Below are 24,468 nucleotides of genomic sequence, written 5' to 3'. Positions count from 1 at the left end.
CAATTACACCTTATTTTTTATTATAGCTAATTGAATTTAAAGCTAGAATCTTTTGCCTATATACCAAAATTTGATCATTTTTAAGCGACCAACTTCTTAGATTTGAGGATTTTGAAAAATGACCCAAATACAATGCAAATAGTGAGAAGTATAAAACTTCATTCAAAGTCAATGATAATGACATTCCAAAGCACATCAAAGATGCTATGTACATTATTTTCAATTCATTATTAGATTTGAAACAAGATATAATAAACAATACAACCAAAATAAACGCTGTCGTTACTAATATTCCAAGTTCGAAAGTTAACTCTAAAAAGGTATTATGAAAATACGTCGGAGTCCCTATAACACTTTCAGTAAATGCTCTACTACTTCCGAAGCCGGAGATTTGAAGTGGCTGCTCAGCAATATGGGCCAATACTTCTTTCCAAATATGCATTCTGCCACCGGCCTGAGAAATACTTTCTGAATTTCCTATCCTCAAAATTGATTCTACCGAAGCTATAGTATCACTACTAAAAAAAATGTACGTAGAAATGAAGCTAACTAATACTAACACCAGTGGTATAGTTAACAGTAACTTTCTAGGTCTAAAAACAAGATAGATTACTGCCAAAAGTGCTAAGAACGCAAATGCAGTTCGAGAACCAGTAAGAATTATAATTAATACACAAAATGTTGAAATAAAATGGTTTCGTAAAGAAAGGCTTATAATTAATAAAACTGAAAAGTAAAATGCACAAAGATTTGGATCGCCAACTAAACCTGATAATCGCGGCATTCCATGCTGAACGAATATACCATAATATGTAATATTATTTTCGGTAAAGCTTTCATTAAAATGATTAATCCCTATTGCATAATAGATAGTTGTAATGACAATATAAACAACGCAAAATCGATTGAAGGAAGTCTCAAAGTCAACTGTTTTTATTGAAGAAATAGATAATAACAACAAAAACAGCAAAAAAATTCCCATCAAGAAAAATAGCGATGAGGACGCTGTAGTATGAAGGTTAAGCAACAGAGATAATATAGCGGTACAAGCAAACCCAAACAAAAACATCGATAACGGTTTATTCAATCGCCACTTATAAGGAGAAATCAAAATTATAACTGGTGCTAATAACATCCAAGCTTTGATGGTTGCACCAACTTTAACTCCAATTATTGGAGAGAATAGCGCAACCAAAAACACTACTACTAAATTATTAGGTTTCACTACTTTGGACTGCATTTGACCTCTTAAGAAAATAAAAGGATACCGGTAGAAAAACAAATAAATCAATCACTAATCTAGAAAGTACAAAGTAATCAAAGTCACGAATACAAGTAGAAAAAATAATCAACAAAATATATGCACAATGAATAGACAAACCAATTGTACTCATCCTTGAAATTGAATATCTCAACTCTGCCAATCTAGTATTTAATATGTAAAGTGCACCAGATACCATGGATAAAGCAAGAACTTGCATCGTCGACACAAAGATTTCGACATATTGTTCATCGTGCAAAAAGAAGGAAGAAACCTCTCTGGAAAATACTAATAGTCCACCGGAAAGAAAAATAGTAAATGAAAGCACTACAACTACATTTTTTGTATAATCACTAGGCATTATCAAAGAAGTCTTTAAACTATACCTAACATAATCAACAAAAGGAGTAATTAGTAATGACAGTGGCGCAGTGATGAATCTGTATGCAAGTTGATACGCAGTTAAATAACCAGTTTGATAGAAGGACAACAAATAACCAGGAAGAAATGCCGATAAGCCTGTGAAAAATACAGAGAAAGAGTAAAATTTTAATGTGCTTATCATTTCATTAAACTCGCTCTGCATATCTCCTGAAACATTGACTTCACTATTCTTACAATCCTGATGCCTCCTAACGCTACAATATAAAACAAAAACGAATCTAATTGCGCCGAGTAAAATAAGAAAATCTACAACGCTATCAAATAAGAAGTATACGCACAGAACAGCTATCAAATTAAGAAACAGATTAAAAGCAGAGAACTCTATAAAACTCTTCTCAATTTGAAGCTCAATTTTGTTCCAGTCATACAGTACGCAGGAAATACTGTAAATTGATACAATCAGAGAATAGCTTAACAATGAATCATTGTAGTTTAAAGAGCTTGTTTTTAAAAGACAAAAAAATACAGCTAATACCAAAATAAGTAGATATGGCGTATATTTAAGGCCGACTAAATACAAACCATGTGACACAGCTCGTTTAATATCTTCGTCCGAATCATATTTATTAATTAAATATTTCAACTTCCCTGTATTAATCGGCGATGCGCACAATATAACGACAAAGTTAACGAAAGCAAGTGTAAAAAGAAAGAGATCAGATGACTCTACACCTAAAGCTCGAACAAAAAGCAGGATTGTAACTACATTGAGAGCTCCGGATCCGCCACTTAAAGCTACATATAAGTACTTATTCATATCAAGAACACAATGAAAGAACTTTACGACTTAGGCTATATGAAGAAAATAATTTAGAAATTTCACTACTATTTTTAATTATGCTCTTAATATCATCTTGAGAAATCCCCCCTAACACCTCTTCTACCTTGTCGTAATCATCTACATAAACATAATGAATATTTGGCTTCATTCCGTATGTTTTTAACAATGCTTCATCCGTTGAGATGACAACACACCCACTTACTAGCGCTTCAAACAATCCAATAGCAGGAAAACCTACGATTTCACTAGTTACAATAGCGAACTTATGATTACTATATAGTTGAGAAATGTCGCATTTAAAATATTCGTTTTGGTCATTTAAGCCATGATTGGCACCATTATAATTATTAGAAATAAAGCAATTGACATATTTACTATTATAGTACTTTTCTAGAACTTCGAGCCTTTCAGGCTGAAGACAATCGGTACCATAAAAATTTATAAAAGTTGAATCAGAAATCGGCGGTGCTATTGTTCCTGTGGTTACTACATTAGCACCACGGAGATTAAAAGGTACCAAATTATCAAAGAATTTTTCTTTTACACAAAATGGCAGAACTTGAAACTCATATTTCTCCCACAATTTAGCTAACTTCTCATTATATAATCTTGGATCCCCCTCACCGATTAACAAGTCTGGCTTAACTATGTCTAAATTCTTTGGACCTACATCCAGACCATATTGAAAATGTGTAATATGGCATACTTTTTTGCAATTATAGTTAGCTAGAGCATCAATAACATCCTGATCATAGGATGAATCCACTGTAGATAGATTTCCATGGTAAAAAAATAACAGAGTATCGAGTTCGCCAACCGATGCTTTTATTCTCTTAAAACTTTTACCATAATAAATACACCAGACGATTAGGAGAATTATTTCCTTAACATTAAACCAAAAATTCTTTACTGACCAGGACTTAAGAAAAAGTAAAAAACTCGCATCAGTATTATCCACTATATAGCTGTATTTAACCGCCACAGTGGTTCCTTTAAGAGCTTTAACTAGTGGAACCTTATACCAAGGCCCTTTATGAGGACGAAAAAGATGTAATTTTCCATTATCCATTCGGACGACCTTCAGTCTCGATTGAAATTATCGCATCTTTTATATTATTAATATTTCTATTTTTCACCTTAAATGAATAAAATAAAAAATTGCGAACAAGAGATGCTAAACGGTGAGATATCTGAGTTGATACTTCGCCTATCAATCCCAAAGAAAGATTTTTTTTCAAAAATGGCTTACCTAAAGACAAAGCTAACTTATGATGAAAAACTATACAGTACGCAGCTAATGCACTCTCATTTAGTAACACATCACTGTCCTTTTCTACCTTTGAAAGGGTAATTTGAAAAGACGCCGCCCAAACAGTTCCACCACTCCAAAATCTAGGGACATTATTAGGCCACTCCTCAATATCTTTCCTCGACAAACCATAGCCATCTTCGAGCTTGCCTTTATGCTTTCCTCTTGCACCTAGCCCGCCGCCACTGTTAGAACTAACTCCATTGATAATAAATGGCATATCGTATTTCACACCAAACTCTGTCTTTTTTGCTAGCAACACTGACGAGCTCATATCGGGCATTGATGCCAAAAGTATCGTGCCGAATTCTTTCATTGAATCGTGAAGAAACTTAGTTTTAACGATTCCTTGATAGAATCTTGGTAAATCTATTATTTTCGTACCACCATATCTTGCAACTTTTTTAAGTTCGTCCCTGGAATTGATCCTGATTTTTTCTGATAGATAATCACAGTCTCTCAAAATTCCATAAGACTTAGTTCCGAATATCCGTGTTTTTAAATTTGGCCACAAATACTTACAGGCAGGAGACAATGCAAAGTCCAAATGATTTGATTCAAGATAACTTATACATTCAATTGCATTATCAATAATTATTCCATCATCATCTCCTAACATAGTGATATACTTACCACGAGCAATATTTACACCTCGCTCACAATTCTCTCTCATTGTTAGAGTTCTTGGCTCGTATAAATACTTAAACCTGGAATCCAACTCATTAAAAAAACCAATATACTCAGAGTTGTCTGAGGAATTATCGGTAATCACGACTTCAAAATCACCTTCTTTACTTTGAAGATATGAGCATAACGGCAATAACGTATAGTATCTATTCTTTGTCGGTATAAGGACAGTTAATAATGGGCGTTCATTAATCAATTTTTAGGTCTCTTAATTGGTCTTTAATATTACCGAGTTCAATATCTACTACTAGACATCGGTCAACAGGTTGTTCTGTATTCAGAGAGTTTATTTCAACCCCTAAACCTAAGATGTCATTAGCCATATTTAGTAGATCAAACTTACTTATTTTCTCACTACAACCAAGATGTGTAACACTGCTTAACGAACGAAAGTCAGTCGTTCCAATAAAACGTTCATAGACGAATTGCGCCCACCTTAACGTCGTTATTCCATTCCAAAAGTGATTGCAATAGCCATCAATGACACTGCCCTTCTGTCGAATAAACCAATCAATTAAGCCATTTGAGTAATTACCGTCAGTAACGCCAATAATAGACACTCTAAGTATATAGGTATTAGGTCTACCTTTTAAAATAGAATCGCCTATCGCCTTAGACAATCCATACTCATCGCTAGCGCTCGTTTGACCATTACTAATACTATTATTTGGATTATTTGGTTCAAAAACACAATCGGTAGAAGCGTGGACTATTGTTATATTTTCTTGTAACTCACTTAATGCCATTGGTAAAGCTACATTTGAATTATAATAGTCATTTAACTGGCTGTCTTTTTGTGGAATTTTACCCACACAGTTAATAACGAGATCTGGCTTGAGGGATTCTAATTTACAAAGGTACTCTTTATATGAAATCCTTTGAAATTTCTCGTTAAACTCTACAGTCTCAACACCACGACCTTTCAAATAAGATGCACATTGAGAGCCCAGCATTCCTTTACTACCAAGAACTACAACTTTCATACTATTCTACTTATTAATCTCTAATTTTTTCTTCACAATGTCCAATTTAAGCAAAAGCGTCTCTAGCTCATCATCATTCAAAATATGAGTATTGTCAGATGCATAAACATCACTTAATTTAAGAGAATTTTTAGTGTTATTAGAGTCATAAGTAGTAAGCTTACGAATATCCGCTGGAATACTATAAAACTGCCCCATATCCTTCGCGACGCTCATCTCTTCAGCAGAGCAAAGAGACTCGTGAAGCTTTTCACCGTGTCTAGGACCAATATTTTTAATTCCTACTGAGGAATTAAACATTTTTCTCAGAACTCTCGCCAACTGTTCAATTGTCGCTGAAGGCGCTTTTTTAACAACAGTTTCTCCCTGAGAGCAATTCAAAAAAGCGTGATAAACCAGCTCAACAGACTCTTCCAAAGTCATCATGAAGCGAGTCATTGCTGGATCTGTTATGGTGATGTCTTCACCCTTCAGTATTTTGTCCATAAACAAAGGTATGACTGAGCCACGAGACCCCATTACATTGCCATAACGAGTTACATTTATTTTTGTAACGCCATTATTGTAATAGCATTCTCTTGCAGAATTCACAGCTAACTTTTCCATCATAGCTTTAGATATTCCCATAGTATTAATAGGATAAACAGCCTTATCTGTACTAAGAACCACTAATGACTCAACAGAATGACTAATACAACTCTCGATAACATTATTCGCGCCAACAATATTAGTTTTTACGGCCTCAAAGGGGTTGAATTCACAAGAAGGCACTTGTTTAAGTGCAGCAGCATGAAAAACAAAGTTTGTATTTCTCACAGCCCGATTAACCGATTGTGGATCTCTCACATCGCCCACATAGAACTTAATTCTAGAATCATTAAATCTAAACCGTAGCTCTTCTTGCTTTTTCTCATCTCTTGACAAAACTTTAATCATCGAAACATCTGAATTTAACAGATCGCTAATAATAGTCGAACCAAAGGAACCAGTGCCTCCTGTTACAAGAACGCTTTTATCTGAAAATTTTGTTTTATCAATATTTACCATAATTTTGTCTCGATACTTTCTAATAACTTCAGTAACCTTATCAAAATAAAGTTACAAAACATTGACGTTTAAAGTCATAAAATTTTGGCTGGGGCGACTAACATGGATCAGATAGTTCAGTCCCACAGCAATTAGATTGCTTAATATTTTGAAGTGGTTTGACCATTCTGTAATGCTAGATATTCTTCTGGAATACCACAAAAAACAACGTCTTTCCTTTCAATGATTTCACACTGAATATCCAAACCATCTTGAATCAGGTAATTATAGAGCGGTGCAATATATAACTCTCCGTTCGGCCACTCACTTCTTGGCAAAGCTAACATTTTATTGTATGCTTCTAAAAAAGTATCCTTACTGGAAAAATAGTATAGGCCAGTAGAACAAAGATTTGAAATGGGATCTTTTTCTGTTGTCTTAATTACTCTGGTTGACTCTAAAGACTCTGTCATCACAAAAGACCAATTACTTCCACTTCCTCTAAATACCTCCAAGTAACCATCGACTTCTAAGTTTGCCGGAAACCTGAATCCTGGCCTGAATGTATCTATATTAAAAATCGTTAAAGATCCTTGCCAATTAGTTTCTGACAAACCTAAAGCAACTGTTTCAGCTTGCCCTCTGGTGTTGCCATCTAAAACAACAATCTCGTACTTATGAATCCCTAACTTTTCACAACTAGCTTTGACAAAGCTAGGTGTATCATAGTCACTACGAACAATGAATAGGAAGGGGAGTTTATCAAAGTAATATTCGAAGCTACAAACCGAATGCTCGAATAATGATTTACCTTGTGCTTCAAGCATATATTTTGGCAACTTGAATCCAGCATTAAAAAAACGCGAACTCATTCCAGCCATAGGTATTAGTATCATTTTATAACTCCAAAATGCTATAAAGTCTTAAGGCATTACACAACAAAGCTTTTTGTCGAAGAGAGTTATCTGAGTGTAATGGAAGCATTGACAAAAATAGGTGAATTTGCATTGCAATCAAACATTTTCTCTCAAGCCCGTATCGCTGTTCAATTAACTTGACAAAGTAATTTTCAATAATATTTATACGATTCGTTTCATGAATTTTAAATGTTATATTGTAAGGCTCCCAATCCAAATCGAAGTTACCTGCAATAATAAAGTCATAACGACCAATTATTGAGTGACTGAGTTTAGCCAAGTCATACCTTATATCTCCATAAGGCACTATAACTCCCTCTGGCGAAATCCCTCTTGGATCTATAACTTTAACTCTTCCAGTTCTAAAGTCATATAAAATATTAGATAAACAAAAATCTCCATGATACCAGGTCGACTGTTGACAGTCTTTTGGCAATAAAGGCTCTACATTAATTAGGATATCATTAAGACTAGGCAGATACTTTCCATTTGCTTTCCATTTCTTACATAAAGACAACTTAGAACTATCAGAAAAATTAGCTAACCTAATTTTACTTTTTGTACCAAATAGGCTATTTAACGTTGCAGCTTCTATATCATCTGGAGATTTTTCTTTTTTACAGGCATCAAGAAAATCTAAGCAAGATCTGATTATTTTTCGCCAAACAAAAGGAGGCAATTCCCCGAATGTGAATAGTTCATTCAACGCTGTTAAATGCAAATATTCTATTTCATATCCAATACCATTTTCATCGTCAATTTTGTTTAATAGTTGAGGTGAGTATACTTTCAATTTACTAGGTAGATCCTCATACCACTTTGTCTCGGCAAGCATCTTATCAGATTTTTGGCTTCGCTTTGTTACAGAGCTAGCTGTTATTGACATTTGATTGAAAGCTCTCTGCGTCGTCATGTTTGACTTTGAACGAAAATATGTATGAACATGTCCGAAATCAAACCAACCAGCGACCCTTTCGGGTCTCAAACCAACTCGATAGTGATATATGTTTATTGCATCAACAAAATTAAATCTGGATTCAGTTAACGCCCTCACTAGTTCTCTTGAATTTGAAAATGAGAAATATCCATTTGCAACCCAAGTTCTTACAGTCTCTTGATTAGGATCTATCGGCCCTAAAAGCTCTTTGTCTTCGCCCTTATAAACAGCCCAATCATACGCATCTGAAACCTCACTTAAAGCGACAATATCATCTTCCGAAGGGAATTGTTCAAGAAGTGTGTCACCATGAAGAATCCTTAAGCACTCAGCTTCAGAAAACGCTAAGAGATTTACTGCATAAAGTACTGCCTCGCCAAGACTCAAGCCCTGAGGCAAAAATAAAATTTCGACCCCGGCTTCTTCAAGACGCTTAGAGTCAAACTGAGCTACTTCATAACCTTCAGGAAGGCTAATAACAACTTTTTCAGAAGTACATAAGCGCTCTATCTGGTACTCATAAAGCCTACGATTACCAACAGGAAGAAACGCAGGCGGTAATGGCCCAAATTCAGACTGGAGTTCTGAAGCAACAAACGCCGAAGACATAATTATAATCATGACGTTTCCTTTGCAATTAGATCTGTAATCTCCTGTATCGAGAGATTAGCAAACTCTGAAGGACGAATTGCTCTATCATCGATATAGAAACCTTCAGTGCCACACCACGGCTTGCCAACAATGACTTCATCATAGGGAACGTCATGTTTGTCTAACCAACTTATGATTATTGGTAAAGTAAAGATATTAATCTTTCCAAGATTCTCGTCATAAGTTCGCATATTTCTCGCTGTAAATATTGTAATCGTGAAACCTAACGACTTATATTCTCGTAGCTTTTCTATCGCATCAAGCCTTGGGCTAACGTTGTTATAATCTTTAGTATCTGCTAGCGTGAGAGTACCATCTAAGTCAACAACTAATTTTTTCATATCGCCTCTAACGAAAAGTCTTCGCCTATATAATATTTATATGCCAACATCGTCCAGCATTAATTAAGTAACACTAAATACATTGTTAACTTTTAGCTCGGCAATTTTTTGATAGCTAATTTATACATATTGATCTTATAAAAAATTACTATTGTCCGGTGACTTTCCTTACGGCTTTAACCAATTTCCAAACATACTGAATTGCAAAACTATATATAAGGAACGTTATAATAAAGAAGCAAAAAACCAACCAGTCACGAACTCCATAAACTTCAGCAAACACACCAAATGAAACCATAAGTAGCGACATAAAAGAAATTGCAACTAATGATTGTCTAGCACTAAGACCGGCACGCATAAATATATGATGAAGATGGTTTCTATCTGGTTTAAACGGACTTTGCCCCTTTCTAAGCCTACGTATCATTATTGCCACCATGTCCATCAAAGGAAGTGCAATAACCCAAAGCGCTATCACAGGCCTAAATGCTGCGTCCTTACCTTGAGTGCCATAAACTAATAACCATACAACCGTCAGCCCAATAAACATTGACCCTGCATCGCCCATAAATACTTTTTTGGCAGTTCGATTTGGCCACCCGAGATTAAAAGTCAAGTATGCGCAAATCGCAGAAACAAACAATACAGGTAAAATAAATACAGAGTTTCCTTTTATACCAAATAAAACTGCTAGTCCTAGGAAACTCACTATACTTATCATTCCTGCCAAACCATCTATTCCATCTACCATATTAAAAGCATTTATTGATGCAATAACAGCAACAACAGTTATCACAATTCCAAAGCTACCAAGATGAACATCAAACCCCGGTATCACTGGACCAAGATAACTGATGTACATTCCGCTTCCAAAAATCATTATACATGCAGATAATGATTGAACAATGATTCGATAAGATACTCTTAGATCATGTTTATCATCAATAACTCCAAGTAACAAAATTATTAAGGCTGATACAAGATATAAATTAAGGGTGTAATTGCTAGGCAAAAATATAACTATAGAACTTACAACACCAATAAAGATCGAGATACCCCCTACGAGAGGCACACTCCCTTTATGAAGTTTGCGTTCATTAGGCTTATCAACCAACCCAGCTTTACAAGCAACAGGCTTAGCGAGTCGAACTGCCACATAGGAAGAAATAAATGCCCATATAAATGCCATTATCAACTCCATGCTAAAGACTCCAACTCGTTACTATCGTTCAAAATAGAATGCATGTTTTCACTTCTTTAATAAGATTTATGTTAAATCCAATTTGACGGTGATATTTTGCTCTATAAATGTTTAAATCTCTTTAATTAAAAATCTTTTAATTAATACTATTACAACTCCAAAAAACATTCCTAGCAATGTTCCAAGAACACATATCAATGGTCGCTTCGGCTTTACTTTCAATTCAGGCACAACTGCAGGGTCAACTGTTTTGAAGATATATTCATCTCTAACTTCGGCAAACATAATTGTTTTAGTTTGTTCTTCGATAAGTTGATATAAAATGCTCTTCATATCAGAAACTTTCGTCTGAATAAGCTTTTCACTCAAATATTTTATACTTCTTTGAGCTTCGATTAAGTCCCGCCTCTTCATTTCATTATTAATCGACTCTACGAGCCATGAAACCCATTGCTGAGCAATATATGGAGAGTAATGTTCTATTGAGATGGTGACAAAGTTTGTTTGACTATCCTGTCGAACAACAAGTATATCACTGAAGACTTCGAAGGCTTCTTGCATGGTAGGCTCTTTTGGTCTTCGAGGCTTTGGCTCTCTAATCCACTCTCCACTACTTTCATCATATAAGTTATCATCTAATATCAACTTATTTTGATTAGATTCCCAACCTTTTACAGCCATTAAAGGAATAAGTATTTTTCTACGCTCTATAAATTGACTGACAAACTCTCTAGACTTCATAACCTCTAAGGCCATAGTAGTCTTATCAATGCTAGAGCTTCCTAGATTAATACCAGCCAGTGAAGCAAGTCCGCCAAACTGACCTGCCAATCCCGCAAAGCTGCTATTTTGCTCTGAGTTAGCCGGTGCTAATAGCGCTTCCGATCTATAAATATTAGGAAGGTATAGCGCTAAAGCGACCGAAAAAATAGCAAAACAAAAAGTAATTGTCAGAATTATCCATTTCCCGTCGGCTATAATTGACAAAATGTCACGAAGGTCAATATAGTCACTTTTATGTCCAGGTAAAGTAGCACCTGATTCGTAATGAAAATTTGTAGTTACTTCTGACATGATTATTCTCGGTCACTTACATAATATTGGTTTATATATTGAATATCACAAAACATTAAGTGCTGATAGCGCCACAGCAGAATTGTATATAATGTTTGTAATCTGGCTCCAAAGAGTTAAATTATCTTTGTAGTTAGTATCCAATGGTACAATTACGGTATCGCCAGGCTTAAGTGATTGCTTACCGCCAAACCAGTAGGAGTTTTCTGGAAGCATAACCGAGCCATCTGCTCGCACGACGTAAGTTCTTTCATCATCTGCACGCTGAGTAGTATTACCCGACATACGCATATAGTCTTTAAGGCTTAATGCGGTATCAAAGCGATGGGAAGTCGCATGTTGGACCTCACCCATGACAGCAACCACTTGCCGCATAGGGGGAATATATAGGAGATCTCCTGCTTCAACATTGAAATTTCGATCAAGCTCTGGATTCATAATCCCTTCCAAGTCAATCACCAATCGTCCTACCGGCTCAATCTGTTCCAATTGAGTCAACATCGCGTCAGTATCGGCCACTGACGCAAATGCGCCCTCTTGAGACAAGGTACGGTTTGCAATCTCTTTTCTTAGGGAGGCAGTAACTCGTTTAATCTCTAGCGCTTCCTGCTTTTTCATTGATTCGCGCGTAAACACTGCGCCATAAAGGTAAGCGTATTCTGTAAAGCCTCCAGCACGCTCTACCACATCTGCCAAGGTTTCGCCCCGCTGAATGATGTAGGTGCCAGGGAAGCGAACTTCACCTCGAATCTCGATGGTTTCGTTAGCGGCCCACGCTGGCTTAGTCAGCACATTCAAGCGGTCTTTACTAACAAGATTCAGATTCTGATCCTGGTCGCCATCCATCGCTTTAGACAGATCTACATTCCAATGTTCAATGCGCATACCCTGTACATTGTCGTAATAAGTACGAGATAACTCGGCATTGAGTAGATAAGCACTTTCTTTCAAACCACCAGCCAACGCCACCAAATCCATAACCTTAGCGCCGTTTATCAACGGGTAGTTATCCGGGTAACGAACGTCACCGGTAACGCTCACTTGTGCAGAGCGGGTCTGAGAACGCGACTGAGACTGAAGCTTGGCCATTACCGGGAACAACAACTCGCGACGGCTCATTTGATCGGACAGATTAATTAACTTAGGGTGATTAAACAGTCCCAAGAGCATAAGATTGGCCAGTGCCAGATCCTTCTCTTTATCCGCGCTCGCAGATTCGGTAACCGCCACACCGGCAACAGAATTCATATGCTTTTTGTCGCTGATTTTTCTAAGCTCTTGGTCCTCCAGCTGCTGGCTATTCTTTTCCGCCAAGTATTGCAGGGTTTGATCGCTCTTTACTTTATTGAAGAACTTACCCAGTTTGCGACGATCTAAAGCTTCATCACGGTCAGCAAACACAATGAGTTTATCATTGGCGTCCAGGGGTAAATCGTCGGCACCGCCTTTATCGGTAATTGCCTGCAACAAATTAAAGCCTTTCACCTCGATGTCGCCATTAATGCTAGTCTGACGAACTACCAGAGCCATATTGGTATCGCTGTTCCAGGTCAGATCGGCTTTCACAGAACCGATAACATCACTAACACGAATACCCGAATACCACTGATACTGACCAGGTCGGTTTACCTGACCAATCAGAGTAATCGAGCCGATGTACTCACTGGAAGTAGAACGCACCACAAGCTCATCGCCGCCTTTGGCCTTAAGTGACTGGCCTTGCTTACCGGTAAGATCTACTTTAAGCACCTCTTTCAGATAGTTACTTCCATAACGCTCAACGATGGAAGCAGCCGGGTAGGCACCTGGCTTAACCCCGCCGGCCATGGCAACTACCTGCGCCATGGTCTCGGTGCCTTTCAGCTCATAGATGGCCGGGCGCAGCACCTCACCAGTTACGGCGATGGTTTCGCCGATCGGTGGCACAAACACCACATCGCCAGATTGCAGGCGCACGTCGTTAGATGCATCGCCCTTCATCAACAGGTCGTACACATCAAAGGTCGCCACTAAGGCACCGGCGCGCTTAACCTGAATGTTTCGCAGCGAACCAATGGTTTTAAGGCCACCGGCCACAAACAGCGCCTGGGATACGGTAGACAGGCTGCTGACTGTGTAAGAGCCGGGGTTATAGGCATCTCCGGCAACAAAGATACGCACCGAGCGAAGCTCACCCATACTGACATGAGCAGTCTGACCAATCATCTTTTCGGCAACCACGGACTTAATTGCCTGCTGCAATTCACCGTAGCTCATGCCGATGACGGTAATGGGCTCCATACCGGGTACATGGACGTTACCAAGGCGGTCCACGCTCAACTGAAAGCTCTTGCTCTCTTTGCCATACAACTGAACATTAATGGTATCGCCGGGGCCGATGCGGTAATCCGTCGGCACCGGAATATCAGAAACCGGGGCAAAAGTAGTCGGCTGACCGGCGAACAGTTCGTAGCCAAACGGCTTTAAGCCCTTAACTGGTGCCACGCCATGCACTTCGGCCTTCGGTTTTGGACTAACGTCCCTTGGGGTGACCACCGGCGTTTCTGGCTGGGCAATTGGCTGGGAAGTGGTGACAGAGCCGCCAAGCATGGAGGGGTCGATGCCATATTGTTGCGCCAATCGGCGCTGCTCTGTCTGGGGCAACTGCTTAAACTGTTCAATCATTTGTGGAGTAACAGAGACCGCAGCAGCCTGAAAGGCACTGGCTGCCATCACCAAGCAAAACAGTGACGTTTTAAGTGTATTAATTAATGAGCGTTTCATGTGTCCGTATCTGAATAACGTACCGCAGGCTTCATTGCAAAGGCCGCGGTCAATGATGAGAGAGCGAGTCGGCGGGAGCCTGTCGCTTACTGTCCCAAACCTGATACCAAAGGCAGCACAGGCACCCCAGAAAATGTTGCGCAAACGCGCAGTTCAAAAAAACACCACCAGTTAGCAACCACTAACTGACAACCTATTGTTTTTGAATAAATAATAAAACGAGACAGGTTTTGTTTAGATATAGCTCCGCCCATACTTTCTGGCTAGCCAATACCCAAACACACCCTGATTATTGTACTGCCATGCCCTAGGGCACAGCTTAAAATAAAGCGGTTTACGCGAAGCGATCACCAATAGCCAGGTCGTTCAAGTTGGCTTCCACCATCTGAACCTGACCCAGCAATTCCAGCAGCAGTTTACAGCGTTTACGGCCGACAGTCTCATGGAATATGGCCTCGACCCTTGCAAACGGTCCCTCTTTAATCTGTACCCGCATCCCGGTTGAAAACTGAGGTTGATTCAACTCGGAAACTTCAGTCTCGATTTGGCTACAGCGCTTACGCAGTGCCCGTACCAGCGACAACTCCACCGGCAGCACTTCACCGCAGGTCTTGATGATCTGGGAGGCTCCAGACAAAGAGAGGATGTTACGAACCGATTCCTGATAGGGGTCAAACCGAATAAACAGATACCCGGGAAACAGCGGCGTAGAAGCAGCTTCGGGCTTTCCGGGTTTACAAGGAGGAGTAAATACAGGTACAAACACCTGATAACCACGACATTCCAACTGTTGTTGCAGCTGTAACTCGGCGCGAGGTTTACTGCGAAAAAGATACCATCCCAACATGATTATTTGCTAACGCCCGCGCTATCAATCGAACTCAATTCAGCGTCGATACTACCAAGAGATTTCGGGCGTGTCCGCTTCAATTTTTGGTTTAATAGCATACTTTTTCAATCCATCAACAAAATGAAACACAGCAGTTTCCAACTGCTCAAAAATCCCAACTCAGAACCAATGAATTACATTGGCGGTTAAATTAGGAACGTCTAATCGGTTATTCACCGATATACCACTACGACATTTCATTTTGTTATCTTTCTATAAGCGTAGCTAACCACGCCGTCCACATAATGTCGAGCATGGGTACAACATTCAATCACTTATCTGTAAGCCTTTGTCAGCGCTCCAGCGCCGTCAGTGGCACATCGATAAGTTGTTCCTGGTTAATGAGGGTAATTAATAAGCGACAACGCTTATCATCGGCCATCTCATGAAACAGGGCCTCGATCTGGTTGAAGGCACCGTAACTGAATCGTACGGCCTCTCCCACCTTGGGCACACTATCCTCTATGTCCAGAACCAACTCCGGGTTAGCCTGGCATCGCCGACGCAGCGATACCACCAGAGCCAGCTCTACCGGGCGTATTTCACCGGTAGTGCGAATAATGTCAATCATGCCAAACAGCTTCAATACAGGCGCAAAGGAGGCCCGATAGGGATCCAGCCGAATAAACAGATATCCAGGAAACAAAGGCGACATAATAGCAGAATCGTGCGGGCGACTGCGTTTCAACACTTGTGGCAAAAAGGTGCTGTACCCCATTGCCTCCACTTGCTTTGAAACGGTCTGTTCGGCGCGGGCTCGAACTCTAAATAGATACCATTGGAGCATAAACGGTCCTTGTCTACTCAGGTGCATCATTGTCCGAAGGGCATTCCTTGTCGCTTCGGGAAGGGGCCAGAAAGAACTAGCCCAGCCAAACCATTCTGCCACGCTTACCGGTGCAATCCCAGCAAAAAAAGCGGAAGTGAGAGCATGCTCAATTAAGTGTTTATAGCCATATCGATATGCCAACATTGCTGAATGACATTTCGTGACACACTCCCATCACGCAGACAACGGTTTCTGGCTTCCTCACCAGATTCAACATCTTCAGCAAGCTGAAATCAAATTCACCAGTTATTTGTCCCTGCAAACGCTCTCAAATTCAGCAACTATCGCCCTTCAAAGCCGCAGCAAATAAGGCTTCCACATTGACTTAACGGGTTAAGAAAGTGTATACAAGTGCATCCCTCCGCTTCTTGAACAATCATTACACTGGTGGGGCGCCTGATAATCCGCAAAGGAAACGGGCTTTTTCTGTTTAAAATGCAAAGAAGGTTACATACTCAATGAGCGCAGCGAAACCGCAAGCCGGAACGATGCTGGGACACCCTAAGGGCCTGTTCCTGCTCTTCACCACAGAGCTCTGGGAACGTTTTAGCTACTACGCTATGCGTGCCATCCTGGTGCTATACCTCGTCGACCAAGTTAGCAACCAGGGCGGTCATGGCCTGGGTTGGACTCAAGCCGATGCCCTCTCCCTGTATGGTACCTTTACCGGTCTGGTTTACCTGACACCGCTTATCGGTGGCTGGTTGGCCGATAACTACCTGGGCCAACGTAAGGCTATCTACCTGGGCGGCGCCTTGATGGCAGCCGGTCAGTTTATGCTGGGTACACCACACGCGTGGGTTCCTGGTATGGAAACCGAGATGTTTTACCTGGGCCTGGGTACCCTGATTCTGGGTAATGGTCTGTTTAAGCCAAACATCTCCACCATGGTGGGTGACCTGTACGAAGAAGGCGATCACCGCCGTGATGGTGCTTTCACCATCTTCTACATGGGCATCAACGTGGGTGCATTCCTGTCTGGTATCATCGTAGGCTCCGTTGTTGAAGCCTATGACGGTAACTTCCAGGCCGGCTTTATCTGCGCCGGTATCGGTATGGTCATCTCCCTGATCATCCAGTTCCTGTTTGCTCAGCGTCTGCTGGGTGACATTGGTACCGTTCCTGCCGCCAAGCTGGAAAAGCAGCAAGCGACTGAAGCTCGTAAAGAGCCACTGACCAAAGTTGAGCGTGATCGCATCAAAGTGATCATGGTTATGGGTCTGTTTACCATCGTATTCTGGGCAGGCTTCGAGCAAGCCGGTGGTCTGATGAACCTGTTCACCAACGACTTTACCGACCGTATGATCGGTAACTGGGAAGTTCCGACTACCTGGTTCCAGTCTCTGAACGCCATGTTCATTGTTATCTTTGCCCCGGTTATTGCGTCCATCTGGGTTCGCATGGGCGACCGTGAGCCGACTTCACCCGTGAAGTTTGCTTTGGGTCTTATCCTGCTGGGTATCGGCTTCCTGTTCATGATGGGTGCCGTAATCGAAATGGGTGGCGACGCGAGCGCTAAGTCCTCCATGCTGTGGTTGGTAGGTGCTTACTTCTTCCACACCATGGGTGAGCTGTGTCTGTCTCCAATCGGCCTGTCCATGGTGACCAAGCTGGCTCCGCTGCGTATCGCTTCTCTGATGATGGGTGCCTGGTTCCTGTTTGTTGCGATTGCTAACAAGGTCGGTGGTGTCATCGGTTCCTTCATTGGCCACGGTGGCGAAGCGGAAGAGCAACTGGCTAACGCCATGTCCATCTTCTCCGGTATCGCAATCACCGCCGCCGTTTCCGGTATCATCCTGTACTTCATGGCTGACAAGCTGGTTGACTGGATGCACGGTGCTGAAGACGCTCATCCTAAATCTGAGGAAGAAGCGTTGGAAGAAGAAGTTGCTGTTACCGCGGATCACGAAGGTATCAAAAGCTAACTCTTAGTTTTGTTTGCAAAAGCCCGGCCACTGAGCCGGGCTTTTTTGTGAGCGTTGGTTGGGGGGGATGTTTTTTTCTTTATCGTCGTGCTCGCGTACGCGGGTATCCAGTGGCTGTTTCCACAGTCAAAACCAAAGTCGCTGGGCCCTCGCGTTCGCAAGGGCGACGGTGCGAGTGGGGAGGGTTGGTGCTAACTGAGTCGTTTTTGGGGTATCGGCAGAGCTCGATGCTGCTCGTTACCCGCGTACCTCAAACATCCCTCCGTCGTGCCCGCGTAAGCGGGTACCCAGTGGCTTTGCCCTTTTGTCATTCTTGCGTAGGCGAGAATCCAGTGGCTGTTTCTGCGGTCAAAATCAAAGTCGCTGGGCCCTCGCGTGCGCAAGGGCGACGGTGCGAATGGGGAGGGTTGGTGCTAGCTGAGTCGTTATTGAGTTATCGGTAGAGCTCAGTGCTGACCGTTACCCTCGTATCCCAAACATCCCTCCGTCGTGCCCGCGTAAGCGGGTACCCAGTGGCTTTGCCCTTTTGTCATTCTTGCGTAGGCGAGAATCCAGTGGCTGTTTCTACGGTCAAAATCAAAGTCACTGGCCCCTCGCGTTCACAAGGGCGACACGGTTGATGTGTTGTGGGGCGGCAGGATTAGTGGTCGCCATCTGTATCGGGTTCGCAAAGCGTAAACTACGACCTTCCGTCATGCCCGCGGACTTGGGTACCCAGTGGCTGTTTCCACGGTCAAAACCAAAGTCACTGGGCCCTCGCGTGCGCAAGGGCGACGGTGCGAGTGGGGAGGGTTGGTGCTAACTGAGTCGTTATTGAGTTATCGGTAGAGCTCAGTGCTGATCGTTACCCACGTATCCCAAACATCCCACTGTCATGCCCGCGGACGCGGGTATCCAGTGGCTGTTTCTACAGTCAAAATCAAAGTCACTGGGCCCTCGCGTGCGCAAGGGCGACGGTGCAAGTTGGTTAGAATGGTGGAAACCGAGTAGCTCTGCGGTTTCAAAAAAGATCGGTGCTGATCGTTACCCACGTATCCCAAACATCCCTATGTCGTGCCGGCGTAAGCGGGTACCCAGTGGCTGTTTCTACAGTCAAAATCAAAGTCACTGGAGGGCGACACGGTTGATGAGTTGTGGGGCGGAAGGATTAGTGGTCGCCATCTGTATCGGGTTCGCAAAGCGTAAACTACGACCTTCCGTCATGCCCGCGTACGCGGGTACCCAGAGGCTGTTTCTACGTTAAAAATCAAAGTCGCTGGGCCCTCGCGTGCGCAAGGGCGACGGTGCGAATGGGGAGGGTTGGTGCTAACTGAGTCGTTATTGAGTTATCGATAGAGCTCGGTGCTGATCGTTACCCGCGTACCCCAAGCCCCCTCCGTCGTGCCCGCGCAGGCGGGTATCTTGTGGCTGTTTCTACGGTCAAAACCAAAGTCACTGGGCCCTCGCGTTCGCAAGGGCGACGAGAGAGGGGTATCGCTGGGCCCTCGCGTTCGCAAGGGCGACGAGAGAGGGGTATCGCTGGGCCCTCGCGTTCGCAAGGGCGACACGGTTGGAGAGTTGTGGGGCGGCAGGATTAGTGATCGCCATCTTTATCAGCTTCGCCAGCGTAAACTACGACCTTCCGTCGTGCCCGCGTATGCGGGTACCCAGTGGCTGTTTCTACGGTCAAAATCAAAGTCGCTGGGCCCTCGCGTGCGCAAGGGCGACGAGAGAGGTGTATCGCTGGGCCCTCGCGTTCGCAAGGGCGACACGGTTGGAGAGTTGTGGGGCGGCAGGATTAGTGATCGCCATCTTTATCAGCTTCGCCAGCGTAAACTACGACCTTCCGTCGTGCCTGCGCAGGCGGGTACCCTGTGGCTGTTTCCACGGTCAAAACCAAAGTCGCTGGGCCCTCGCGTGCGCAAGGGTGACACGGTTGATGAGTTGTGGGGCGGCAGGATTAGTGGTCGCCATCTGTATCGGGTTCGCAAAGCGTAAACTACGACCTTCCGTCATGCCCGCGTACGGCGGTAGCCAGTGGCTGTTTCTACGGGCAAAACCAAAATCGCTGGGCCCTCGCGTGCGCAAGGGCGACGAGAGAGGGGGTATCGCTGGCCCTCGCATGCGCAAGAGCGAGGGTGCTGGGGCCTTGGCGAATGGGCAGGTTAAATTAGCTGATGGATTCGACCTGAATGTAGGCGCCCTGATGCAGGGTTTCATTAAAGCCGGAAAACTCGTCATTGAGCAGTTTTGGCTTTAGGGCCTTGTCGCCGCCAAACAGTACCAATTGAGTGTCAGGTTCAAGATTTCGAGTGATTGAAGCGCAAACCAGGGGTTTATCGACCAAAGATCTACCGGAACGCAGCATCATGGGGTTGAGATGGTCACCCTGGCGCAAGTAGGCCTTAATCTCACTGCCAACGATTGCCAGTGAGATCTCGCGACTTTGACTGTCGTAGGTAAAGAACCCCAACTGTACCGGCACATCCAACCCGGAGTCTGCCACCTCTTTGGCCAGGCTGTTCAGGATAAACTCGGACTTCATTACCAGTTGCTGATCACGCTTACGTCGCCGTCTCAGGCTATTAAGGTAAGTTTGCAGCATCAGGCTGACAAAAGCCGCCTGGTGGTCATCGGCCGGCATATAAGCAATAAAGCCGCCAATGCTATGTTCATTGAGCTCAACATGGCTTACAAACCACTGTGAGATCATCGCTTTACTAAGAACGCTGTAGCGAGCTAGACAACCCGAACGGGCCACCTTGGCCGCCTGAAAGATCAATTGCTGAGACAGTACTGCCACACCCGGATCAGAAAATGCCGTTAAATCGACCTCAGACACCTCTCTTGGCTGCATCCGCCGCCGCTCCATCCCCGGACTAAGAGAATGCTCAATGGCGTGCTGCAGTGCGTTGAGATCGGTGATGGGCTTATCGAAGGCGGCCATAACAAAGGGGTAGCGGCTGCGCGCCTGGGCATTAAGGACATTCTTAGTGGAGATGATGATCACCGGTGGCGGGTTATCAATTTCGCTCATGGTCCGAAGCATGCCCGCGCCATCCATTCCCGGTAGGTGAAGGTCCAGCAGAATAATGTCTGGTCGTCGCCCAAGGATTTTTCCCAATGCCTGACCCGCGGTTTCTGCGCAGTCCACCTGCAGCCCAGAGGGCTTTAAAAAACTGACGATTCTGTGAGAGCAGTGTGCCTTACCCTCGATCAACAGGGCCGTTTTAGCGCTAAGATTCATTATTGTTATCCTCGAGCACTTCATCGCGAGTGCTCTGTCCATTGTGCAATAAAAAGTGGCAGACCAACTCGTCTGCCAACTTGCAATGGCTCCCCCCGACCACCGTGCACCGTGGTCAACGCTCCTCTACTGTCTACTCGATCTCGTCGAGGTACTCCTCCAGCAGGTCGTCGTCTTCTTCCTGGATGGGCGGATTGCCATCATATAGGTTGTATGCAATGTACTGGTAGTAACCCTCTTTTACAAATACATAAGGATCCAGAGAGTTATCCAGTATCGACTCCTGATCAACCAACCTGGCTCGAGTAGACAGTCCATCCAACGCCCAATGGGCTGCCGTCTGCCACAACGCAAAATTGGCGTAAGGAAAATAAAGCTTATCCACGAAGTCACCGACTTCGTCCCGTACCGTGGTGGGGCCAAATACCGGCAGCATGATGTAGGGGCCATCGGCAACCCCCCAGTAACCCAATACTTCGCCGAACTCATCTTGCTTACGTTCCAGCCCCATATTGCCGGCCACGTCAAACACGCCACCAATTCCCAGGGTGGTGTTAATAACAAACCGACCAGCCGCATTGGCGGCCCATTTGCCTTTGCCCTGCAGCAGGTTGTTTACCGCACTGTAGGGTTCATCAAAGTTCTTGAGGAAGTTTTCCACTCCCAATTGTGCGCCCGAAGGCACATAATCGATGTACAGATACACCGCCGGACGGAACAGGTACTTGTCGAGAACGTTGTAGTTGAAGTCCCACATTGCCCGGTTAAAGGGTTCCCATGGATCACGGGGATCATGGTAGTCGCTTTCTTGAATCTCAGGCGCGGCCTCTTCGGCCAGCACGACCTGAGGGGCCATCGCTAGCCACAACATGCTGGCAACAGCAGATAAGGGCAAACCCGATTTAAGAAACTTGTTCAATCGTCGATATCCTAAAGGAGGCAAAGTAAAAAAACTTGAGAACCACTTATTGGTTACAATGCGCTCGGGATCTTATTGAATCCTTTACGGAGTTTAGTCGTACATGGCCATAATGCCCACTTCTCCCGTTGGTTCGCCTGCCACGGCGACCGGCGGTCAGTCGCAACCCTTTCAGTGGGCTACGACCCAATCCCACAGTTCAGGTCAACTGAATATCACTGTTTCGGGACAAAGGCTGGCCATGGAACCGGCCCCTCAACTTCCCGCGAGCGCACTGCTGCTGCTCAAACGGGTGGACCGGCAAAACTATCAGGGCCGTACTTTATCACTCGCGCATACGATAACAAATCCCACATTGTTAAAGAATGTAGCAAATAACCTATTTAATACATCAAAACCCATTGATTTGATGATTAATCAGCAGGGACAACTGTTGTTGCGATCCAGCGGAAAGATGTTAATGGACGGCTTGCCCGCGTCGTTAGCAGGGCCTTTGGTCGGCAAATTTGAGACCCAGCAAGGGCAACGTAAGCTAACGCTGTTTCGAGCCGGAGAGCCCTTTACCCTAAAGCTGCTGTCACCTACCACGCCTCAGGCCAACGATGCTGTTATCGGTGGTCACAAGCCTCCCACCTCTGGTGGCAGCCTGTTGGAATTGCTGCGGCAGCAACCCGAACTCAAAGCGCTGTTACCGGTGCTGGCTCAGCGCCTTGGCAGTGACACAGGTGGAGAGAAGACCCTGATGCCATCACTGGCACAGTACGCCTCTCCGGCGCTACTAAAAGGGCTGTTTACCGCCCTGGGCAACCTGCCGGCCGCCAGCAGCGCCACACCGATGGGCACTCTGTTGGCGCTGTGGTTCCACCTGCAGGCGCGTAAAGGCCGACCGGCGTCCGACTCGAGCTCTCTGGCCGCCTTGAGTGAGTCCACCAAAGCAACCACCGCCGCCGGCATCGCCGATCTGTTTAAACAGATGACCGAGTTTCAGCGTCAGAGCCAACTGGATGGGGACAACCAGATTCTTTACTACGCCTTTCCCTACGAGCAGGAACGGGTTCAGCGAGAGCTTCAACTGGGCCTGGCACGTTATCCCGAGGCCGGTGACAACGAGTTCTGGCTGCTGACCTTACGCTTTGAGCTCAGCCTCGGCAACCTGTTAGTACGTGCTCGCTATCAGGATGACACCCTGCAGATGTCGCTGGTTACCGACAGCCGAACATTGGCCCACCGAGTCGATGAGCAGGTAGCCACTCTGGTGCATCGATTCCAGGACCATGGCCTGCAAACCACGGTGCCACGCTGTCAGGTTGGTGAAGTGCCGGACTCGATCGCTCAACCCGCCAAACGCATGACCTATGGAGCCATGGGACGATGACCAGCAAGCAGAAGAAAGCCGTTGCCCTACAGTACGATCAAAAGCAGGCGCCCAAAGTGGTGGCCAGCGGTGCCGGCGATCTGGCCTATGAGATTGAACAGGCTGCCATCGAAGCCGGCATCCTGGTTCACGAGGACAAGCAGTTGGCCGAGGTGTTGTCCAAGCTGGAGATTGGCGAAGCGATTCCCCCGGCCCTGTATCTGGTCATTGCGGAACTCATCGCCTACGCCTACATGCTGGAAGGCAAATTCCCCGAACAGTGGCAGAACATCCACCAGAAAATCGACTTTAAGGCCTAACCTCACTCCTTCCATTCCATCAGCATCGTCGTCCTTGCGAACGCGGTGGGCTATACCCTCTACCCCGTCGCCCTTGCGAACGCGAGGGGCCAGTGGCTTTTGCAAAGTAAAGAGCAAAGACGCTGGGTACCCGCGTGCGCGGGCACGACAGTCAAAATCAAAAGCGGGCACGACGGAGGATGTTTGAAGGTGTTTTGGTGACAGTTAGCACCGAACGCTGTAGCGAGCCCAACAATATGCGTTACACAACACCCCTACCGTGTCGCCCTTGCGAACGCGAGGGCCCAGCGGCTTGTGTTGGGTTACGGTCAAAATCAAAGACGCAGGGTACCCGCGTGCGCGGGCACGACGGAGGAGTGATTAACCTGCGGAGGTAACGATCGGCCCCACTCTGTCGCAATCTCTAAAGCCCAAGTTAACTGCAAAATCTTCCTGATCGCACCGTCGCCCTTGCGAACGCGATGGGCCCAGTGGCTTTTGTTGGGTTACGGTCAAAATCAAAGACGTATATGGACGCCCCTGCAACTGCAAGACTTTGATGAGGTCGGTTTGCGGACGTATATCCGGCGTCTGTTTTACCTTCTCGAGGTAGCGCCATAATGTGGTCCGAACCTGGCAGCCTACACGCTGG

General features: G+C 44.3%; 20 protein-coding genes. 3 read left to right on the top strand and 17 right to left on the bottom strand.

Translation table 11 applies throughout. From position 1 onward, the window contains the following. Positions 1-10: 10 nt before the first annotated feature. The 14 genes from H598_RS26030 to H598_RS26015 all read right to left on the bottom strand — a co-directional run bounded on the left by H598_RS26030 (position 11) and on the right by H598_RS26015 (position 16,051). The gene (locus tag H598_RS26030) at positions 11-1,240 is read right to left on the bottom strand and encodes an O-antigen ligase family protein (RefSeq protein WP_084144448.1); all 1,230 of its coding nucleotides are present in this window, start codon (positions 1,238-1,240) and stop codon (positions 11-13) included. Then, positions 1,215-2,462 carry a hypothetical protein gene (locus H598_RS26520; RefSeq protein ID WP_156897022.1) on the bottom strand — a complete coding sequence of 416 codons (1,248 nt, stop codon included), beginning with the start codon at positions 2,460-2,462 and terminating at the stop codon, positions 1,215-1,217. The genes H598_RS26030 and H598_RS26520 overlap by 26 nt, the downstream gene beginning before the upstream one ends. 1 nt (position 2,463) lies before the next feature. Continuing rightward, positions 2,464-3,555: a hypothetical protein gene (locus H598_RS0112230; RefSeq protein ID WP_156897021.1), complete on the bottom strand. Its 1,092-nt coding sequence runs from the start codon at positions 3,553-3,555 to the stop codon at positions 2,464-2,466. Then, entirely contained in the window at positions 3,548-4,678 is a 1,131-nt protein-coding gene (locus tag H598_RS26025) for a glycosyltransferase (RefSeq protein ID WP_084144447.1), read from the bottom strand. The genes H598_RS0112230 and H598_RS26025 overlap by 8 nt, the downstream gene beginning before the upstream one ends. Next, positions 4,671-5,465: a sugar nucleotide-binding protein gene (locus tag H598_RS26020; protein ID WP_084144446.1), complete on the bottom strand. Its 795-nt coding sequence runs from the start codon at positions 5,463-5,465 to the stop codon at positions 4,671-4,673. The genes H598_RS26025 and H598_RS26020 overlap by 8 nt, the downstream gene beginning before the upstream one ends. Positions 5,466-5,471: 6 nt before the next feature. Continuing rightward, the gene (locus H598_RS0112220; RefSeq protein ID WP_028113273.1) at positions 5,472-6,512 is read right to left on the bottom strand and encodes a polysaccharide biosynthesis protein; all 1,041 of its coding nucleotides are present in this window, start codon (positions 6,510-6,512) and stop codon (positions 5,472-5,474) included. 140 nt (positions 6,513-6,652) lie between these two features. After that, positions 6,653-7,387 carry a glycosyltransferase family 2 protein gene (locus H598_RS0112215; protein ID WP_028113272.1) on the bottom strand — a complete coding sequence of 245 codons (735 nt, stop codon included), beginning with the start codon at positions 7,385-7,387 and terminating at the stop codon, positions 6,653-6,655. Between the two features lies 1 nt (position 7,388). Further along, positions 7,389-8,966 carry a glycosyltransferase family protein gene (locus tag H598_RS0112210; RefSeq protein WP_028113271.1) on the bottom strand — a complete coding sequence of 526 codons (1,578 nt, stop codon included), beginning with the start codon at positions 8,964-8,966 and terminating at the stop codon, positions 7,389-7,391. After that, complete coding sequence (locus H598_RS0112205) at positions 8,963-9,337, bottom strand: HAD hydrolase family protein (protein ID WP_028113270.1); 375 nt, start codon at positions 9,335-9,337, stop codon at positions 8,963-8,965. The genes H598_RS0112210 and H598_RS0112205 overlap by 4 nt, the downstream gene beginning before the upstream one ends. Before the next feature lie 148 nt (positions 9,338-9,485). Further along, on the bottom strand, positions 9,486-10,526 hold the full coding sequence (gene wecA, locus H598_RS0112200; RefSeq protein WP_245595595.1) for a UDP-N-acetylglucosamine--undecaprenyl-phosphate N-acetylglucosaminephosphotransferase: 1,041 nt from the start codon (positions 10,524-10,526) through the stop codon (positions 9,486-9,488). Between the two features lie 123 nt (positions 10,527-10,649). Continuing rightward, complete coding sequence (locus H598_RS0112195) at positions 10,650-11,612, bottom strand: Wzz/FepE/Etk N-terminal domain-containing protein (protein WP_084144445.1); 963 nt, start codon at positions 11,610-11,612, stop codon at positions 10,650-10,652. Between the two features lie 45 nt (positions 11,613-11,657). Then, entirely contained in the window at positions 11,658-14,375 is a 2,718-nt protein-coding gene (locus H598_RS0112190) for an SLBB domain-containing protein (protein WP_028113267.1), read from the bottom strand. Between the two features lie 334 nt (positions 14,376-14,709). Continuing rightward, positions 14,710-15,222 carry a transcription termination/antitermination NusG family protein gene (locus H598_RS0112185; RefSeq protein ID WP_028113266.1) on the bottom strand — a complete coding sequence of 171 codons (513 nt, stop codon included), beginning with the start codon at positions 15,220-15,222 and terminating at the stop codon, positions 14,710-14,712. A gap of 334 nt (positions 15,223-15,556) precedes the next feature. After that, the gene (locus H598_RS26015; RefSeq protein ID WP_169629259.1) at positions 15,557-16,051 is read right to left on the bottom strand and encodes a transcription termination/antitermination NusG family protein; all 495 of its coding nucleotides are present in this window, start codon (positions 16,049-16,051) and stop codon (positions 15,557-15,559) included. 500 nt (positions 16,052-16,551) lie between these two features. On the opposite strand from H598_RS26015, the gene H598_RS0112175 reads away from it, so the two are divergent. Next, positions 16,552-18,018 carry a peptide MFS transporter gene (locus H598_RS0112175; RefSeq protein ID WP_028113264.1) on the top strand — a complete coding sequence of 489 codons (1,467 nt, stop codon included), beginning with the start codon at positions 16,552-16,554 and terminating at the stop codon, positions 18,016-18,018. Positions 18,019-20,167: 2,149 nt separating this feature from the next. Here the strand turns inward: H598_RS0112175 and H598_RS0112165 are convergent. Both H598_RS0112165 and H598_RS0112160 read right to left on the bottom strand, forming a co-directional pair. Further along, entirely contained in the window at positions 20,168-21,244 is a 1,077-nt protein-coding gene (locus H598_RS0112165) for a response regulator (protein ID WP_169629258.1), read from the bottom strand. A gap of 133 nt (positions 21,245-21,377) precedes the next feature. Next, positions 21,378-22,100, bottom strand: coding sequence for an MlaA family lipoprotein (locus H598_RS0112160; protein ID WP_245595594.1), 723 nt, complete (start codon positions 22,098-22,100; stop codon positions 21,378-21,380). A gap of 472 nt (positions 22,101-22,572) precedes the next feature. On the opposite strand from H598_RS0112160, the gene H598_RS0112155 reads away from it, so the two are divergent. Both H598_RS0112155 and H598_RS0112150 read left to right on the top strand, forming a co-directional pair. Continuing rightward, positions 22,573-23,538 (top strand): hypothetical protein, encoded by a 966-nt coding sequence (locus H598_RS0112155; RefSeq protein ID WP_028113261.1) that lies wholly within the window; start codon positions 22,573-22,575, stop codon positions 23,536-23,538. Next, a complete protein-coding gene (locus H598_RS0112150; RefSeq protein WP_028113260.1) occupies positions 23,535-23,837 on the top strand; it encodes an EscU/YscU/HrcU family type III secretion system export apparatus switch protein in 303 nt (100 codons plus the stop codon). The genes H598_RS0112155 and H598_RS0112150 overlap by 4 nt, the downstream gene beginning before the upstream one ends. A gap of 360 nt (positions 23,838-24,197) precedes the next feature. Here the strand turns inward: H598_RS0112150 and H598_RS26865 are convergent. Continuing rightward, positions 24,198-24,468: hypothetical protein (locus H598_RS26865; protein WP_211227294.1), on the bottom strand; the 271-nt coding region annotated here is incomplete at its 5' end.

This window comes from Ferrimonas kyonanensis DSM 18153, from assembly GCF_000425405.1.
Lineage (GTDB): Bacteria > Pseudomonadota > Gammaproteobacteria > Enterobacterales > Shewanellaceae > Ferrimonas > Ferrimonas kyonanensis.
The sequence above is the reverse complement of the archived record's forward strand: the minus strand, read 5'-3'. Positions and strand labels throughout refer to the sequence as shown.

Bases quoted from the DNA above. Each gene is read 5' to 3' on its own strand.
- H598_RS26030 (WP_084144448.1), bottom strand. From the start codon at position 1,240: ATGCAGTCCAAAGTAGTGAAACCTAATAATTTAGTAGTAGTGTTTTTG.
- H598_RS26520 (WP_156897022.1), bottom strand. From the start codon at position 2,462: ATGAATAAGTACTTATATGTAGCTTTAAGTGGCGGATCCGGAGCTCTC.
- H598_RS0112230 (WP_156897021.1), bottom strand. From the start codon at position 3,555: ATGGATAATGGAAAATTACATCTTTTTCGTCCTCATAAAGGGCCTTGG.
- H598_RS26020 (WP_084144446.1), bottom strand. From the start codon at position 5,465: ATGAAAGTTGTAGTTCTTGGTAGTAAAGGAATGCTGGGCTCTCAATGT.
- H598_RS0112220 (WP_028113273.1), bottom strand. From the start codon at position 6,512: ATGGTAAATATTGATAAAACAAAATTTTCAGATAAAAGCGTTCTTGTA.
- H598_RS0112215 (WP_028113272.1), bottom strand. From the start codon at position 7,387: ATGATACTAATACCTATGGCTGGAATGAGTTCGCGTTTTTTTAATGCT.
- H598_RS0112210 (WP_028113271.1), bottom strand. From the start codon at position 8,966: ATGATTATAATTATGTCTTCGGCGTTTGTTGCTTCAGAACTCCAGTCT.
- H598_RS0112205 (WP_028113270.1), bottom strand. From the start codon at position 9,337: ATGAAAAAATTAGTTGTTGACTTAGATGGTACTCTCACGCTAGCAGAT.
- wecA (WP_245595595.1), bottom strand. From the start codon at position 10,526: ATGGCATTTATATGGGCATTTATTTCTTCCTATGTGGCAGTTCGACTC.
- H598_RS0112195 (WP_084144445.1), bottom strand. From the start codon at position 11,612: ATGTCAGAAGTAACTACAAATTTTCATTACGAATCAGGTGCTACTTTA.
- H598_RS0112190 (WP_028113267.1), bottom strand. From the start codon at position 14,375: ATGAAACGCTCATTAATTAATACACTTAAAACGTCACTGTTTTGCTTG.
- H598_RS0112185 (WP_028113266.1), bottom strand. From the start codon at position 15,222: ATGTTGGGATGGTATCTTTTTCGCAGTAAACCTCGCGCCGAGTTACAG.
- H598_RS26015 (WP_169629259.1), bottom strand. From the start codon at position 16,051: ATGCTCCAATGGTATCTATTTAGAGTTCGAGCCCGCGCCGAACAGACC.
- H598_RS0112175 (WP_028113264.1), top strand. From the start codon at position 16,552: ATGAGCGCAGCGAAACCGCAAGCCGGAACGATGCTGGGACACCCTAAG.
- H598_RS0112165 (WP_169629258.1), bottom strand. From the start codon at position 21,244: ATGAATCTTAGCGCTAAAACGGCCCTGTTGATCGAGGGTAAGGCACAC.
- H598_RS0112160 (WP_245595594.1), bottom strand. From the start codon at position 22,100: ATGGCCCCTCAGGTCGTGCTGGCCGAAGAGGCCGCGCCTGAGATTCAA.
- H598_RS0112155 (WP_028113261.1), top strand. From the start codon at position 22,573: ATGATTAATCAGCAGGGACAACTGTTGTTGCGATCCAGCGGAAAGATG.
- H598_RS0112150 (WP_028113260.1), top strand. From the start codon at position 23,535: ATGACCAGCAAGCAGAAGAAAGCCGTTGCCCTACAGTACGATCAAAAG.